This is a genomic window from Polynucleobacter antarcticus (genome assembly GCF_013307245.1).
GTDB classification, from domain to species: Bacteria; Pseudomonadota; Gammaproteobacteria; order Burkholderiales; family Burkholderiaceae; genus Polynucleobacter; species Polynucleobacter antarcticus.
This window is the reverse complement of record NZ_CP028941.1, coordinates 1,933,426-1,947,770: the sequence shown is the minus strand read 5'-3', so window position 1 is coordinate 1,947,770 and position 14,345 is coordinate 1,933,426. Positions and strand designations below refer to the sequence as shown.

At 45.9% G+C, this 14,345-nt stretch carries 14 protein-coding genes and 1 pseudogene; 6 read left to right on the top strand and 9 right to left on the bottom strand.

The window, feature by feature from the left end; genetic code table 11:
* Nucleotides 1–11: 11 nt before the first annotated feature.
* The 5 genes from glyQ to miaB all read right to left on the bottom strand — a co-directional run bounded on the left by glyQ (nt 12) and on the right by miaB (nt 5,198).
* Nucleotides 12–896 carry a glycine--tRNA ligase subunit alpha gene (gene glyQ / locus DCO16_RS10060; RefSeq protein WP_173943514.1) on the bottom strand — a complete coding sequence of 295 codons (885 nt, stop codon included), beginning with the start codon at nt 894–896 and terminating at the stop codon, nt 12–14.
* A gap of 60 nt (nt 897–956) precedes the next feature.
* On the bottom strand, nt 957–2,465 hold the full coding sequence (gene lnt, locus DCO16_RS10055; protein WP_173943513.1) for an apolipoprotein N-acyltransferase: 1,509 nt from the start codon (nt 2,463–2,465) through the stop codon (nt 957–959).
* Nucleotides 2,466–2,488: 23 nt separating this feature from the next.
* Nucleotides 2,489–3,328 carry a CorC family transporter gene (locus DCO16_RS10050; protein ID WP_173943512.1) on the bottom strand — a complete coding sequence of 280 codons (840 nt, stop codon included), beginning with the start codon at nt 3,326–3,328 and terminating at the stop codon, nt 2,489–2,491.
* A 72-nt stretch (nt 3,329–3,400) separates the two neighbouring features.
* The gene (gene ybeY / locus DCO16_RS10045) at nt 3,401–3,850 is read right to left on the bottom strand and encodes an rRNA maturation RNase YbeY (protein ID WP_173943511.1); all 450 of its coding nucleotides are present in this window, start codon (nt 3,848–3,850) and stop codon (nt 3,401–3,403) included.
* 1 nt (nt 3,851) lies between these two features.
* A complete protein-coding gene (miaB, locus tag DCO16_RS10040) occupies nt 3,852–5,198 on the bottom strand; it encodes a tRNA (N6-isopentenyl adenosine(37)-C2)-methylthiotransferase MiaB (protein ID WP_173943510.1) in 1,347 nt (448 codons plus the stop codon).
* A 101-nt stretch (nt 5,199–5,299) separates the two neighbouring features.
* On the opposite strand from miaB, the gene DCO16_RS10035 reads away from it, so the two are divergent.
* Together DCO16_RS10035 and htpG are read left to right on the top strand one after the other, a co-directional pair.
* A complete protein-coding gene (locus tag DCO16_RS10035) occupies nt 5,300–5,710 on the top strand; it encodes a rhodanese-like domain-containing protein (protein ID WP_173943509.1) in 411 nt (136 codons plus the stop codon).
* Nucleotides 5,711–5,791: 81 nt separating this feature from the next.
* Nucleotides 5,792–7,693 carry a molecular chaperone HtpG gene (htpG, locus tag DCO16_RS10030; RefSeq protein ID WP_173943508.1) on the top strand — a complete coding sequence of 634 codons (1,902 nt, stop codon included), beginning with the start codon at nt 5,792–5,794 and terminating at the stop codon, nt 7,691–7,693.
* 119 nt (nt 7,694–7,812) lie between these two features.
* On the opposite strand, the gene DCO16_RS10025 is transcribed toward htpG, so the two are convergent.
* Both DCO16_RS10025 and DCO16_RS10020 read right to left on the bottom strand, forming a co-directional pair.
* Entirely contained in the window at nt 7,813–8,100 is a 288-nt protein-coding gene (locus DCO16_RS10025; protein WP_173943507.1) for a YMGG-like glycine zipper-containing protein, read from the bottom strand.
* Between the two features lie 32 nt (nt 8,101–8,132).
* Nucleotides 8,133–8,495, bottom strand: coding sequence for a Rap1a/Tai family immunity protein (locus tag DCO16_RS10020; protein ID WP_173943506.1), 363 nt, complete (start codon nt 8,493–8,495; stop codon nt 8,133–8,135).
* A gap of 137 nt (nt 8,496–8,632) precedes the next feature.
* Here DCO16_RS10020 and DCO16_RS10015 point away from each other — a divergent pair, with 137 nt between their 5' ends.
* The 3 genes and pseudogenes from DCO16_RS10015 to DCO16_RS10005 all read left to right on the top strand — a co-directional run bounded on the left by DCO16_RS10015 (nt 8,633) and on the right by DCO16_RS10005 (nt 11,344).
* A complete protein-coding gene (locus DCO16_RS10015; RefSeq protein WP_173943505.1) occupies nt 8,633–9,835 on the top strand; it encodes an ammonium transporter in 1,203 nt (400 codons plus the stop codon).
* A gap of 34 nt (nt 9,836–9,869) precedes the next feature.
* Complete coding sequence (locus DCO16_RS10010; protein WP_173943504.1) at nt 9,870–10,394, top strand: gamma carbonic anhydrase family protein; 525 nt, start codon at nt 9,870–9,872, stop codon at nt 10,392–10,394.
* 21 nt (nt 10,395–10,415) lie between these two features.
* Nucleotides 10,416–11,344, top strand: a pseudogene (locus tag DCO16_RS10005) (AEC family transporter).
* Here DCO16_RS10005 and maiA read toward each other — a convergent pair.
* Nucleotides 11,315–11,989, bottom strand: a complete 675-nt coding sequence (maiA, locus tag DCO16_RS10000; protein ID WP_173943868.1) for a maleylacetoacetate isomerase — start codon at nt 11,987–11,989, stop codon at nt 11,315–11,317. The pseudogene DCO16_RS10005 and the gene maiA sit on opposite strands and share 30 nt — an antisense overlap.
* 85 nt (nt 11,990–12,074) lie before the next feature.
* On the opposite strand from maiA, the gene DCO16_RS09995 reads away from it, so the two are divergent.
* Nucleotides 12,075–12,704 carry a trimeric intracellular cation channel family protein gene (locus DCO16_RS09995; RefSeq protein ID WP_173943503.1) on the top strand — a complete coding sequence of 210 codons (630 nt, stop codon included), beginning with the start codon at nt 12,075–12,077 and terminating at the stop codon, nt 12,702–12,704.
* Here DCO16_RS09995 and DCO16_RS09990 read toward each other — a convergent pair.
* Nucleotides 12,691–14,289 (bottom strand): gamma-glutamyltransferase family protein, encoded by a 1,599-nt coding sequence (locus tag DCO16_RS09990; RefSeq protein ID WP_173943502.1) that lies wholly within the window; start codon nt 14,287–14,289, stop codon nt 12,691–12,693. The two genes, DCO16_RS09995 and DCO16_RS09990, sit on opposite strands and share 14 nt — an antisense overlap.
* Between the last annotated feature and the right edge of the window lie 56 nt (nt 14,290–14,345).

Genomic DNA, 14,345 nt, shown 5'->3' with positions numbered 1-14,345 from the left:
GCCAGAGATACTCACGCTGGAGAGAGGCGGTGGCACATCGGGAATCCCAACTTCTCTCTGGATTCAAAGTAAGCCTGCGCTACAGCACGAGAAAGATTACGAATGCGGCCAATATAGGCGGCACGCTCTGTTACTGAAATAGCTCCACGAGCATCTAATAAATTAAAAGTATGTCCTGCCTTGAGCACCATCTCATAGGCTGGTAGCGCTAAAGGAACTTCCATCAAGCGCTTCGCTTCATTTTCATAATTGGTGAAATTGGCAAAGAGCAAGTCGGTATTGGAATGTTCAAAGTTGTAACAGGATTGCTCCACCTCATTCTGGTGATACACGTCACCGTAAGAAATGCCATCCGCCCAAACAAGGTCGTACACGTTAGAGCAATTTTGGATATACATCGCAAGGCGCTCAATACCGTAGGTGATCTCACCTAAAACGGGTTTGCAATCAAGGCCACCCACTTGTTGGAAATAAGTGAACTGCGTAACTTCCATGCCGTTAAGCCAAACTTCCCAGCCCAGACCCCAGGCCCCTAGGGTTGGGTTTTCCCAGTCGTCTTCCACAAAGCGCACATCATTTTTTTGTAGATCTAAGCCCAATGCAGTCAGCGAGCCTAAATAGAGTTCTAGGATATTTTCTGGTGCCGGCTTGAGTACTACTTGAAACTGGTAATAGTGCTGAAGGCGATTGGGGTTTTCTCCATAGCGCCCATCTTTGGGTCTACGCGAGGGTTGAACATAAGCCGCTTTCCATGGCTCAGGCCCAATTGCCCTCAAGAAAGTTGCTGTATGGGATGTACCCGCTCCGACCTCGAGGTCGATAGGTTGCAAAAGGGCGCAACCTTGTTGGTCCCAATAATTCTGAAGTGTAAGAATGATTTGCTGAAAAGTAAGCATGATTAACCTGGCTAAGCCGTTGATTTTACATGGCTTAGATGGCGAACTACGAAATCCTTCTTAAATGCGTCTTTGACGAATCCAGCCTAAGATGAGGAGTATGCAAGAAAGACTCAGAATCGGCACATCTCCCCAGGTGACATAAGGGGTTTTGCCTGAGTAGGCCTGCACTGTGGAGCTTAAGGTGCCCTGAGTAAATTGCGTTAGATCAGCCTGCACTTTGCCATCGGGCCCCAATACTGCAGTGACTCCTGTATTGGTAGCGCGCAGGGCAGGTAAGCCCGTTTCCAGTGAGCGTAATTGTGAAAGTCTCAACTGCTGTGTTGGCGCTTGAGAATGCCCAAACCAAGCCAGGTTAGTCATATTGACGAGAAGATTGACTGGTTGACTACTGTTGCGGATTCTGGAGGCTAATTCACCACCGAAGACATCTTCATAGCAAATGGTGATGGCTGCATAAATCGTGTCTTGTCCCAAGCGCGTAATGCTAAATGGGGCTTGTTCTATTTTGCCTCTTGCAAAATCACTCATGGGTACATGGAAGGCATTCACAAACCAATGAAAGCCTGGCGGAATAAATTCCCCAAACGGCACGAGGTGAGATTTATCGTATTGGTAGTCAGGTGCCTTAGGAGAAAGTCCCAAAGCCCGATTGGCGTATTGCATGCCTGAGGCTGTGTTGACTTCACCGATCAAGCCAAGCAATACGTGACTTGCAGTGTTGGTAGAAAAATTTTGGAGTGATGTCAATAAGCCAGTCGGAAGATTACTCTGAGGCCAAGGGTAGGCAGTCTCTGGAGTAATGATGAGATCAGCCTGCTGAGCTTGTATTGCATTGGTGTAAAAAATAAATTGCTCTTGAATTGCTTGAGTATTAAATTTCAGTTTTTGTTCAAAATTACCCTGAATCAAGCGAATGCTTAGCGGCTCACCGATCGGTTTTGTAAAAACCCATAAGCCTGCGAGCTGAGAAATGCTGACCGTCAAAATAATGCATGCACCGCTAAAAATAGCAGTCTTTTTCAGTTGAAATATTTCCCAAGAAATCCAAATCACGAGAAAGGTACACGCAAGGCCACCAAAAAATGGCGCAATCGGTGCGAAAGGGCCGTTGAACTGCGCTTCGGCAAAACCCATCCACGGAAAGCCAGTGAGAACAACGCTGCGTAGGTATTCTACGATTACCCAGCACGATGCCAGAACCAAACCTGTCAGACGACTACGCTGGCGTAAATAAATAAAGAGACAGGCGCTTGAAAAAAATAAAGCCATACCCGCTGCCAGTAAAAAAACAGCGAGGCCAGAAACAATCGGATGCATGCCACCCACATCATGAAGGCTAATGTAGATCCACCACAAACCTAAAACAAAGTAACCTAATCCAAAAGATAAGCCAAGTAAAAACTGACCCTTGATAGATGCTGCCTGGTATTGATGCATTTGCCACCAAACCACACTCAGTATGGGAATCTGTATCCAACCGCCATAGGGCAACTCTGCTAGCGCAGCGAGGATCGCCCCCAGAATAAATAAGGCAGATAGGCCGATGCCACGAGGAAGTCTTAGCATCAGCCGATCAATCAAAGTGGGACTCAGTCAGGATTTTTGGGAACTTGGCGCGCGAGCAGGATGTGAATCTGTCTAGGGTCAGCCCGTTGTATTTCAAATTCAATATTTTCTAGATGGATGCGCTCACCAATTTTTGGGACTCGACCGAGATGCTGAATCACTAAGCCTGCAATTGTTTCAATGCCATCTACATCAAATGTCGTACCGAGAGATTCATTGAATTGATCTAACTCAGTAATCCCTTTAACCCGAATATCACCGTTATCTAAGGTAATGAGGTTATCGGCTTCTTCATCAACATCATGTTCATCTTCAATATCACCCACAATTTGTTCTAGAACATCTTCAATCGTAATGATTCCGGCAACGCCGCTATATTCATCCACCACAATTGCTAAATGGTTGCGGTTGTCTTTAAAGTCACGCAATAAAACACTCAAGCGCTTTGACTCAGGAATAAAGACGGCAGGTCGTAACCAGTCTCGCACTTGAAAATCTTTTTCAGTGACATGACGTAATAAATCTTTTGCCAACAAAGTGCCAATGACGTTATCGCGCGTGCCTTCAAAAACAGGAAAGCGTGAGTGCGCTGCAGTAATGACATTTTTGATGATGTCTGATAAAGGGAGGTTGATATCAATCCAGTCAATTTGGGTACGGGGCACCAAGATATCGCGTGCGCACAATTGACCTACCTGAAACACGCCCTCAATCATCGATAAGGCGTCGGCATCAATCAGACCTTCAGTCTGGGCCTCTCTCAGAGTTTCTATTAGCTCTTGACGACGCTCTGAAGCACTAGTGGGTTGTGGCGTTAAAAAACCGGCCAAGCGTTCTAAAAGGGATTTTTCGGGGTCAGGCATATAAGAAGAATATCTCAGAAATAAGTCTGTACAGCGAAGAACCGAAAGGAAGCTTCAAAAAAGGGCATCAGGTTAATAGGGGTTTGTAAAACCTAGCAGCTTGAGGAGGGCAATTTCTCGGTTTTCCATCTTTTTTGCCTCTTTTTCGATCTCGTGGTCAAAGCCTTGGGCGTGAAGGCAACCATGGACAACAAGATGCGCTAAATGGGCTTTGACAGTTTTTCCTTGCTCGCGAGCTTCTTTTTGGATGACGGGAAAGCAAAAAATGATGTCTGCAGCTACCGTTTTTTTGGTGAGCTCGTAAGGAAAAGTTAGCACATTGGTCGCCGCATCTTTCTTACGAAAAGCAGCATTGAGTTTTTTACCTTCCGCTTGATTCACAAAGCGTAGCGTTAAAGAGCCGCTATGCTGCGTCGTTTCTTTCACCCATTTTTTGATGGTGATAGACGAGACAATAGACTTGATGTTTTTTTCAATCGCTGGACTGGCATATTGAATATCAATTGCTAAGGTGCTGGCCATATTAGTGGGTATAGGCGGGAATCAATTCGCCGCGAAGAGTGTAATTAAGCACTTCAGTAATACGAATATCCACCATTTGCCCGATTAAAGACTCTATTTCTGACTCTGGTGCGGTGAAGTGAATGACGCGGTTATTGGCAGCTCGACCTTGAAGATTGATGCCATCCTTTGCCAAGCCTTCTATTAGGACGCTTTCAGTATTGCCTAGCATTTTCTGACTAATGAGATTGGCTTGAGATTCCACGAGGGCAAGTAATGTTTGTAGCCGTTTCAGTTTGACCTCGTAAGGTGTATCGTCACTTAAATTGGCTGCGGGTGTTCCAGGGCGCGGGCTAAAAATAAAGCAAAAGCTATTATCAAAGTTGAGCTCCTTCACCATGTCTAATAGTTTGGCAAAGTCCGCATCGGTTTCACCGGGGAAGCCCACAATAAAGTCACTCGACAGAGTAAGGTCAGGGCGCACTGCGCGCATCTTGCGAATAATGCTTTTGTATTCTAGTGCCGTATATCCACGCTTCATTGCCGATAAGACGGAGTCCGATGCGTGCTGCACGGGTAGATGGAGATGACTGACTAGCTTAGGTACTTTGGAGTAAACATCAATCAAACGCTGCGTAAATTCTTTTGGATGGCTGGTAGTGAAACGAATTCGCTCTACTCCGGGTATCTCGGCGATGTATTCAATGAGTAATGCAAAGTCAGCAATCTCTTCTGTGTCACCCATCTTGCCAAGATAGGCATTGACGTTTTGACCCAGTAAGACAATTTCTTGTACCCCTTGGTTTGCAAGGCCAGCGACTTCTGTGAGTACATCATCAAACGGACGTGATACCTCTTCACCGCGCGTGTAAGGAACAACGCAGTAGCTGCAGTACTTTGAGCAACCTTCCATGATGGAAACAAAGGCAGAGCCGCGGGTTTGGCGTGATGCTGGCAGATGATCAAACTTTTCAATTTCCGGAAAAGAAATATCTACCTGAGGTCTGCCGGTCTCTCGGCGCTGCGCAATCAGATCAGAGAGTCGATGTAAGGTTTGGGGGCCAAAGACCATGTCGACATAGGGCGCGCGACTGATAATTTGTTGACCTTCTTGGCTGGCAACACAACCGCCAACACCGATTAATAAATCCGGCTTGATTTTTTTAAGCTCACGTAAGCGGCCCAAGTCAGAGAACACTTTATCCTCTGCTTTTTCACGAATAGAGCAGGTATTGAGTAGTACAACATCTGCATCTTCTGGAGTAAGGGTGATTTCCATGCCGTCGTTAGCATGTAAAAGGTCTGCCATCTTGCCCGAGTCATACTCGTTCATTTGGCAGCCAAAGGTTTTGATATAGAGCTTTTTCATATGCCGTTCTCAGGTTTATAGCTGGGGGCGAAGCGCAAATTTTACGGGATTTCTGGGGCATTTGACGCAAAATAGCATTACTAATGGATTTGGGAGAAGGTATGAAGCTGAAATTGGGTTACCAAGAGCTGATTGCACAAGCAGTCGCTGAAATTGAAACTATTCCTTTGGGGCAGGCCGAAGCCATGCTGGGTGACGAAAATACAGTTTTTGTGGATATTCGGGATGTCAGAGAATTAGAGCGAGAAGGGATGATTCCTGATGCCTTTCACGCACCGCGCGGCATGTTGGAGTTTTGGGTAGATCCCGATAGCCCGTATTACAAGCCTATTTTTGGGGAAGGCAAGCGTTTGGTGCTGTATTGCGCCTCAGCATGGCGCTCTGCTTTAGCAACCCAAACCCTCCAAAAGATGGGGGTTCCAGGAGTGTGTCAATTAGAGGGTGGATTTAGTGCTTGGAAAAAAGCGGCATTACCGGTGGCTGAGAAGCAGTCCAAGCCCCATTCTGTATAAATTTCTTCACTGATCTTGAAAACACTGGAATGGCCCCCACTTAAATAGGGTTAGATTAATTCATAGCAAAAGGGTATTCGTATGACTGTAGCTACTAAAGAAACTTTAGGCTTTCAGGCCGAGGTAAAGCAACTCTTACAACTGATGATTCATTCCTTATATTCCAATAAGGAAATTTTTCTCCGTGAGCTCATCTCCAATGCATCCGATGCAGCGGATAAGCTGCGCTTTGAGGGAATAGAGCATCCCGAATGGTATGGGGATGATCCTGATCTCAAAATCAAAGTCAGTTTTGATAAGGCGGCACGAACCATCACCATTTCTGATAATGGTATCGGTATGAGTCGCGATGAGGTGATTGCTAATTTAGGAACCATTGCCCGCTCTGGCACAAAAGAATTCTTTACGAAGCTTTCTGGCGACCAACAAAAAGACGCTGCCCTCATTGGACAGTTTGGCGTGGGCTTTTATTCAGCCTTTATTGTTGCGGACCGCATCACGGTGGATACTCGCCGCGCCGGTTTACCAGCCAAGGATGGCATTCGTTGGGAATCAGATGGCTCGGGTGAATTTACAGTAGAAGCGATTGAACTTGCCCAGCGTGGAACCAGTATCACGATGCATTTGCGTGAAGGTGAAGATGACTTCCTCGCCACTTATAAACTGAAATCTATTATTCGTAAGTACTCAGATCACATTTCATTGCCTATTCAGATGAATAAGGAAGAATGGGATGAGGATAAAAAAGAGCAAGTTATTCAAGATGAGCTTGAAAGTATTAACCAATCTAGCGCATTATGGGCGCGCTCTAAATCCGAGATTACTGAAGAGCAGTTTGCTGAGTTTTATAAGAATTTATCGCATGATTATGAGAACCCTTTGTGTTACTCCTTAAATCGCGTAGAAGGCCGTAGCGAATTTACGCAGCTCTTGTATGTTCCAGCCCGTGCGCCATTTGATTTATGGGATCGCAATAAGCGTGGCGGTATTAAGCTATATGTGAAGCGGGTATTCATCATGGATGATGCTGAGCAACTCATGCCGATGTATCTGCGTTTTGTAACGGGCGTAATTGATTCCGTAGACCTACCCCTTAATGTCTCTCGTGAAATTTTGCAAGAGTCTCGTGACGTCAAAGTGATTCGTGAAAGCGCTACTAAACGCGTATTGACGATGCTCGAAGAATTGGCTAATAGTGAAGATGAGGCCAAAAAGGAAAAGTACCGCAGCTTCTGGACTGAGTTTGGGCAAGTTTTAAAAGAAGGTATCGGTGAAGATCAGGGTAATCAAGAACGCATTCTGAAGCTCTTACGTTTTGCAAGTACGCATATAGAGTCTGGCGAGCAAACAGTTTCCTTGGCAGACTATATCGCTCGTATGAAAGAAGGCCAGGACAAGATTTATTACGTGACTGGCGACACAGTCAATGCAGCAAAAAATAGTCCTCATTTGGAGATCTTCCGTAAAAAAGGAGTTGAGGTTCTTTTGCTGTCGGATCGTGTAGATGAGTGGATGCTGTCTTTCTTTACAGAATTCGATGGCAAGCATATGACTTCTGTGGCTAAGGGTGGGCTTGACCTCGGCAACCTCAGCGATGAAAAAGAAAAGAAAGAGCATGAAGAAACAGAGAAGAGTTTTAAGGATCTACTCGATCGAATGAAGCTCGCACTAACGGATCGCGTCAAGGACGTGCGCGTGACTTTCCGTTTAACGGATTCGCCAGCATGTTTAGTCTCTGATGAAAATGAGCTCTCTGGTAATTTATTGCGCATGCTTAAGGCGGCTGGCCAACAGGCCCCAGATACAAAACCGATTTTAGAAATTAATCCGGAGCATCCGCTCTTACTGAAATTAAAATCAGACGACAAGCAGTTTGATGAATGGGCTCAAGTCCTATTTGATCAAGCCTTACTGGCTGAAGGTGGCCAGTTAAACGACCCCGCTGCTTACGTAAAGCGTATTAATCAGTTGTTGCTTGCATGAGTTGACTCATGATTAAGTAATCTTTTGTTTGATGTAGGTAAATAAAAACCCGACTTGCTCATCACAAGTCGGGTTTTGTATTTCAATACAAGCAACACTTCAGTCAGGTATTTTGACCTTTAGTTAGGTGCTTTAGCGGGTTGATTATTTTTCCCAGCGTTATAGCCAGAATTGTATTCAGAAGCCTGCTCTTTTTTGTAGGCGTCATACACATAACCAGATGCTGCACCAACAGCTGCACCACCAACAGCGCCCCAGATTGGGTTGCCATGGAAAATGGCTGTACCTACTGCACCAGCAGCTGCACCAATGCCTGCGCCTGAGAGAGTGCGCTGTTCGGTATTACTCATATTTGAGCAGCCTGCAATGGCTAACGTTGCTGCGGTAATGGCAATTATTTTTTTCATATCAACTGATCCTTAAGTCTGTATAGCTTGAATTATTTTCTGGCGCAAGGAAAGCGTGAAGCCAGAAAGCCTAAAAAGACACCTGCTGCAGGTTTGTCCAGTACCGCTTGATTCATTTGTGCAAATTTCACAAAATCACCAATCACGTCATCGCGTGATGGCGCAGGTTGCTTTACACAAATATAAGGTTTGGCATATTTGGGGTGACGTGTTGCTAAATACGTGTCATAAATTGCCGTAGAGTAGCCCACACAAAAGCTACGGGATTCTGGGCTCGCAGGTAGTTTGCATTCATTAACCAGTTGTTGCGTGCTCAATACCTGAATTTTTTCTTGGGCCTGAACTACACCTGAAAATGCGCCAATTACAGCTAATAAAAGAATAATTTGTTTCATAAGTTCTCTCTAAGGGGTATACCTTTTGATGATAAACCATATTTCTAGGCTTATATTGCACTAAATAAGTGCATATTTATGGGAAATGGGCTCAATAATTCCCCATAATGATGCAAAAAACATAGGGGAGTTTTTCGATGGAAAATTTAAAAACAGGCAGTGATGCTCTTTTCATCCTGCTCGGAGCCATCATGGTTCTAGCGATGCATGCAGGCTTTGCGTTCCTTGAGTTGGGCACTGTTCGTAAAAAGAACCAAGTCAATGCTTTAGTCAAAATTCTAGTCGACTTTGCGGTTTCTACGATTGCGTATTTCTTTATCGGTTACAGCATTGCTTACGGCGTTGATTTTTTCTCCGGAGCAGAATTACTCGCGCAGAAAAATGGCTATGACCTAGTGAAGTTCTTCTTCTTACTCACTTTTGCTGCCGCTATTCCGGCGATTATTTCCGGTGGTATCGCTGAGCGTGCGAAGTTTAACCCTCAGCTAGTGGCAACGTTTATTTTGGTAGGTTTTATTTACCCCTTCTTTGAAGGGATTGCTTGGAACCAGCACTATGGAGTACAGGCTTGGATCAAGGACTTTACGGGTGAAGAGTTTCATGACTTTGCTGGCTCAATCGTAGTACATGCCGTAGGGGGCTGGATTGCATTGCCTGCAATCATCTTATTGGGCGCGCGTCGTGGTCGGTACACCAAAGATGGCAATGTTGCTGCACATCCCCCTTCAAGCATTCCATTTTTAGCTTTAGGTGCTTGGATTCTGGCGGTAGGTTGGTTTGGATTTAACGTGATGAGTGCGCAAACGATTGATAAGATCAGCGGCCTTGTCGCTATGAACTCTTTGATGGCGATGGTGGGTGGTACTTTGGCTGCTTGGGTGGTCGGACGTAACGACCCAGGGTTTACTTATAACGGCCCCTTGGCAGGTTTAGTAGCGGTGTGTGCTGGATCCGATTTAATGCATCCCATGGGGGCCTTGGTAGTGGGATTGATTGCAGGTGCGCTGTTTGTCTATATGTTTACGCTAGTGCAAAACCGCTGGAAGATCGATGATGTTCTGGGTGTGTGGCCATTACATGGTTTATGTGGTCTGTGGGGTGGTTTAGCAGCAGGTATTTTTGGCCTAAAGGCGCTTGGTGGCCTGGGTGGCGTGAGCTTTCTGGGGCAGCTTATCGGCAGTCTTCTAGGGGTCTCCATTGCCTTAATTGGCGGCATTGTGGTTTATGGGCTGCTAAAGATGTTTATGGGCCTTCGTATGACCCAGGAAGAGGAATATGACGGGGCAGATCTGAGTATTCATCGGATTTCCTCATCACCAGATCGCGAGTCCAACTGGTAACTTTCCTCTTTATAGCCATTACTTATAATGGGTGATGGCTATATTTGAACTAGATGGAAATGCCCCTCAGCTGATGGATGGGGCTTGGGTTGCCGAGAGCGCAGAAGTTATCGGCATGGTTAAGCTTCACAAGCATGTCAGTGTCTGGCCAAAAGTGGTTATCCGCGGTGATAACGATTGGATTGAGATTGGTGAAGGTAGCAATATCCAAGACGCTTCGGTCTTGCATGCTGACCCAGGTTTCCCCCTCGTGATTGGTCAGCGCGTGACAGTGGGTCACCACGTTATGCTGCATGGTTGCCAGATTGATGACGGTAGTTTGATTGGTATCGGCGCAGTGATTTTGAATGGCGCCAAGATTGGTAAAAATTGTTTAGTAGGTGCAGGTGCCCTAGTCACTGAGGGAAAAGTATTTCCGGATGGTTCCATGATTTTGGGTTCACCAGCCAAGGCTGTAAAAGAATTAAGTCCGGAACAAATTGCCGGGATCAACGACATTGCTGATCACTATATTCAGAATGCTCAGCGTTATCAAAAGACGCTTAAAAAAATAACGTGACGTTCATCTAGAAAGATCTCCTTGTTCTACGTATTTAATATTGTTTTTCCGGTATTTACACTGATTCTTCTGGGCTATCTCTGCGGTAAGTCTGGGAAGCTCGGTGACAATGCCGCTCTTGAAATTAACCGCTTTGTTATTTGGTTGGCACTACCCGCACAACTATTTCAGTTTGCATCGAATAGTACTTGGCAAACACTTTGGCAGCCTGGATTTATTGCAGCGTTTTTGATCAGCTGTTTAATTGTTTTTTTGCTTGTATTTATCGTCAGTTGGTCTCGTCATAAAAACTTAGCGACATCCAGTTTTGCTGCCTTAAGTGCGTCTTACTCAAACACGGGCTATATGGGCATCCCTTTGTGTGTCCTAGCCTTGGGTCAAGACGGCCTGGCTCCTGCCATTATTGCTACGTTCCTGGTATTCGTGATGTTTGCGCTTGCTACGGTCTTGATTGAGATTGGTATTTTGTCGCATAAAAAACCCCATGCAATCTTTTGGAGTGTAACCAAGTCGCTTTGCACTAATCCTTTACTAGTGAGCCCTTTTATAGGCCTACTCTGGTCATCGACAGATATGACTCTATATGAGCCTTTAGCCCAAGTGATTTCGTTTTTAGCAGCTGCCTCCACACCCTGCGCTTTAGTATCCATCGGCTTATTTTTGATCAAAAAACAGGGACTGCCCCGACAAAAGCAATTGGTGTGAGTTTTGCAAAATTGATTATTCAGCCGTTAGTGGCTTGGGTGATTGCGGGCCCAATTCTAGGGCTACCAATACTATGGGTCAGTGCTGTCGTCATTCTGGCCGGTCTGCCAACTGGAACAGGACCCTTTATGTTGGCTCATTATTACAGTGCGGATGGCAGGATGATTTCTCGTGTCGTGTTGTTAACTACAGTGGGCTCTTTGGTGACGCTATCCCTATTTTTGTGGTGGAGCCGCGGGGTTTAATCCTTCTGCATCGATTTGTTTTTCCCAAGAGGCATCGATAAAAGCAGGCAAGGTCATGCACTGATCAAAGATCTTCATCAGGGTTGGGTAGGTAGCAGTATCTATTTTGGCGCTGAGGGCGTTAAATATTTGTGGCACTAAACAAATATCAATTAAACCCGGTTGATCGCCATAAGCAAAGCGACCCACTCTTACATCTGCACTCAATTGCTTCTCTAGGTTCTGTAAGCCCAGCGATATCCAGTGGGCGCTCCACGCCTCTTTCGCCTCCATAGTCACTTCCATCGTTTTCAATAGATAGCGCAAGACCCTTAAATTCCCAAGCGGATGAATTTCTGCTGCGATATCGAGTGCTAGTGAGCGCACCCAAGCCCGATCAATCGCAGTCTTTGGTAGCAAAGCAGGTGAGGGGGTTATTTCTTCAAGGTACTCAATAATGGCTAAGGATTGATGAATATTGGCAGCACCATCCATTAGTGTTGGTACGAGCTGCATGGGATTTTTACTGGCGTATTCTGAGCTCATCTGCTCGCCACCCTGTTTAGTCAGATGAACTGGAATCACGCCGTATTCCAAGCCTTTTAAATTGAGAGCAATTCGTACCCGAAAGGCTGCTGAGCTGCGCCAAAAGCTATATAACTGAATATTCATAAAGGATTTCCTGGATGTATTCCCCTCAGTATATTGAGGACTTGATGAATAGTCTCCCAAGTGATTTAGACTAAGCCTTATGGATCAAATTAATTTCTGGATTGGCGTGATTGCTACCGTTGCAGTTGCAGTCACGGGTGTACTGGCCATTGCTGATCGCGGGGTAGATCTCTTTGGTGTTCTCGTTCTTGGCGTCATTACGGCTATTGGTGGCGGAACGGTGCGGGACATTATTTTGGGTGTTCCGGTCTTTTGGTCGGCATCACAAATGTATCTATGGATAGCTTTGGGTGCCTGCGTCGTAGCTTTTTTTGCGGAATCTTTTTTTACGCAACCTCAAACTTATCGTTGGATGCTCTACATTGATGGTCTAGGCGCAGCATTGTTTGGCATCCAAGGTGTGGATAAGGCTTGGAACTTAGACTTTGGTTTGCCCGTAGCCCCGGTTATTCTGGGAGTGGTCACTGCAATAGGCGGAGGCTTACTACGAGATGTGTTGGCGGGCAGAAAAACCTTGCTCATGTCCCATGAGCTGTACGCTATTCCGGTAACCTTGGGCTGTGGCTTATATATTTTGGTATTGAACTTTTTACCTCAGTACACACTCGAAGGCTCTGTGATTTGCATGCTCACTATTTTTGGACTACGCGTAGCCGCCATCTATTGGGAGCTACGCGTACCCAAATTATTTATTACTAAAACGCGCTAACAGCCCCGTCGCTCCGAGGATCCCATCCGCCATGCAGGGTACCCGATGGGTCGCGAATAATACAACCTGCATGACCTACTGTTTCATCAAAAGCATCGAGCATTTCAATTTCATGACCAAGTGCATGTAACTCTTTCACAGTCCAGGGGTTAAACCGCGACTCCAGTTTGAGGCTGTCACTGGTTTGACCCCAAGTGCGACCAAGAAGCCACCGAGGGCGACTGATAGCATCTTGGGGATCCAGTCCGTAAGTTGCGGTGCGTGTGAAGACTGCACATTGTGTTTGAGGTTGACCATCGCCACCCATCGTGCCGTACACCATAGAGCGCCCATCTTTAAATAAAGCCATTGCTGGATTTAAGGTATGAAATGGTTTGCGGTAAGGCTCAAGATAATTGAGTACTTGACGGTCTAAGGAAAAGCTACATCCTCGGTTTTGCCAATTGACTCCAGATTTAGGAAGCACAATGCCGGCACCAAACTCGTGATAAATACTTTGAATAAAAGAAACACAATTGCCATCACCATCGACCACACCCATCCAAATCGTGTCTGCTGGCCCTTTGCCTTGACCCCATGGAAGTGCTTTCTCAGGATCAATATTGGCTGCGAGTTTTTTTAAGAAAGCAGGGGATAAGAAAGACTGTGCATGCCGTGTCATGTAGGCAGGATCAGTAATATGCTGATCTCGTACCTTAAAGGCTTGCTTAGTGGCTTCAACGCAGTGATGAACATATTGGGCACTATCGACTTTAAAGCGCTTGAGATTGAGTTGATCCAAAATACCAATGATCATGAGGGACACTACGCCTTGCGTAGGTGGTGTCATGTTGTAGACATTACCCTGACTATGTTTGAGCTCAAGCGGGTCAATCAGTTTGGCTTGATGACGGTGTAAATCTTTCAAGCGCAGCGGGCTGCCAATTTCTGTCAACTCCTTAGATAGCAGGTCGGCTAGATCGCCACGGTAATAATCTTCAGTCCCTTTTTTAGCGACTTGGCGCAAAGTTTTAGCAAGACGTTCTTGTTTGAAGATACTGCCCATAGCTGGCGCCTTGCCATCTACTAAAAAAGTTTGAGCAAATCCGGGAATATCGATTAGTTCTGCCCGTTTTTTATTGGTCAAACTCGATTGACTGAAAGTTACTGGTACACCGCTCTCAGCATAGGCAATCGCATCCGCTAATAAGCGGGAGAGTGGCAGCTTGCCACCAAGACCTTGCCGAGATAATTTATGGGCTGCGCCCCAGCCAGAGATTGTTCCCGCAACCGTATTGGCTGCAACTGCCCCACGAAAAGGAATGGCTTTAGTAATGCCACGCTCTGCATACCATTGCTTGGTAGCAAGACCAGCCGCTGCTCCGCAGGCATCAATGCCACCCATGGCTTTACCGGGCGCATGCACAACCCAAAAAGAGTCACCACCAATGGAATTCATATGCGGGTAGACCACAGCAATCGTCGCTGCTGCTGCCACCATCGCTTCTAATGCATTGCCGCCTTCTCTCAAGACCGCTAAAGCAGATTCAGATGCCAAAGAGTGGGGTGCTACCGCCATCCCCCGAATACCCCATTTTTGTTGCATTTTTTACCTTATTATTTTTTTATTACCGTGCTAATGACAGTGTATTACTGCAATTT

What these genes read in the sequence shown, in the direction of transcription:
- glyQ (WP_173943514.1), bottom strand. Translation starts at nt 896, where the DNA reads ATGCTTACTTTTCAGCAAATCATTCTTACACTTCAGAATTATTGGGAC.
- ybeY (WP_173943511.1), bottom strand. Translation starts at nt 3,850, where the DNA reads ATGGCCAGCACCTTAGCAATTGATATTCAATATGCCAGTCCAGCGATT.
- DCO16_RS10010 (WP_173943504.1), top strand. Translation starts at nt 9,870, where the DNA reads ATGGCTATATTTGAACTAGATGGAAATGCCCCTCAGCTGATGGATGGG.
- DCO16_RS10015 (WP_173943505.1), top strand. Translation starts at nt 8,633, where the DNA reads ATGGAAAATTTAAAAACAGGCAGTGATGCTCTTTTCATCCTGCTCGGA.
- miaB (WP_173943510.1), bottom strand. Translation starts at nt 5,198, where the DNA reads ATGAAAAAGCTCTATATCAAAACCTTTGGCTGCCAAATGAACGAGTAT.
- DCO16_RS10020 (WP_173943506.1), bottom strand. Translation starts at nt 8,495, where the DNA reads ATGAAACAAATTATTCTTTTATTAGCTGTAATTGGCGCATTTTCAGGT.
- htpG (WP_173943508.1), top strand. Translation starts at nt 5,792, where the DNA reads ATGACTGTAGCTACTAAAGAAACTTTAGGCTTTCAGGCCGAGGTAAAG.
- DCO16_RS09995 (WP_173943503.1), top strand. Translation starts at nt 12,075, where the DNA reads ATGGATCAAATTAATTTCTGGATTGGCGTGATTGCTACCGTTGCAGTT.
- lnt (WP_173943513.1), bottom strand. Translation starts at nt 2,465, where the DNA reads ATGCTAAGACTTCCTCGTGGCATCGGCCTATCTGCCTTATTTATTCTG.
- DCO16_RS10025 (WP_173943507.1), bottom strand. Translation starts at nt 8,100, where the DNA reads ATGAAAAAAATAATTGCCATTACCGCAGCAACGTTAGCCATTGCAGGC.
- DCO16_RS10050 (WP_173943512.1), bottom strand. Translation starts at nt 3,328, where the DNA reads ATGCCTGACCCCGAAAAATCCCTTTTAGAACGCTTGGCCGGTTTTTTA.
- DCO16_RS09990 (WP_173943502.1), bottom strand. Translation starts at nt 14,289, where the DNA reads ATGCAACAAAAATGGGGTATTCGGGGGATGGCGGTAGCACCCCACTCT.
- DCO16_RS10035 (WP_173943509.1), top strand. Translation starts at nt 5,300, where the DNA reads ATGAAGCTGAAATTGGGTTACCAAGAGCTGATTGCACAAGCAGTCGCT.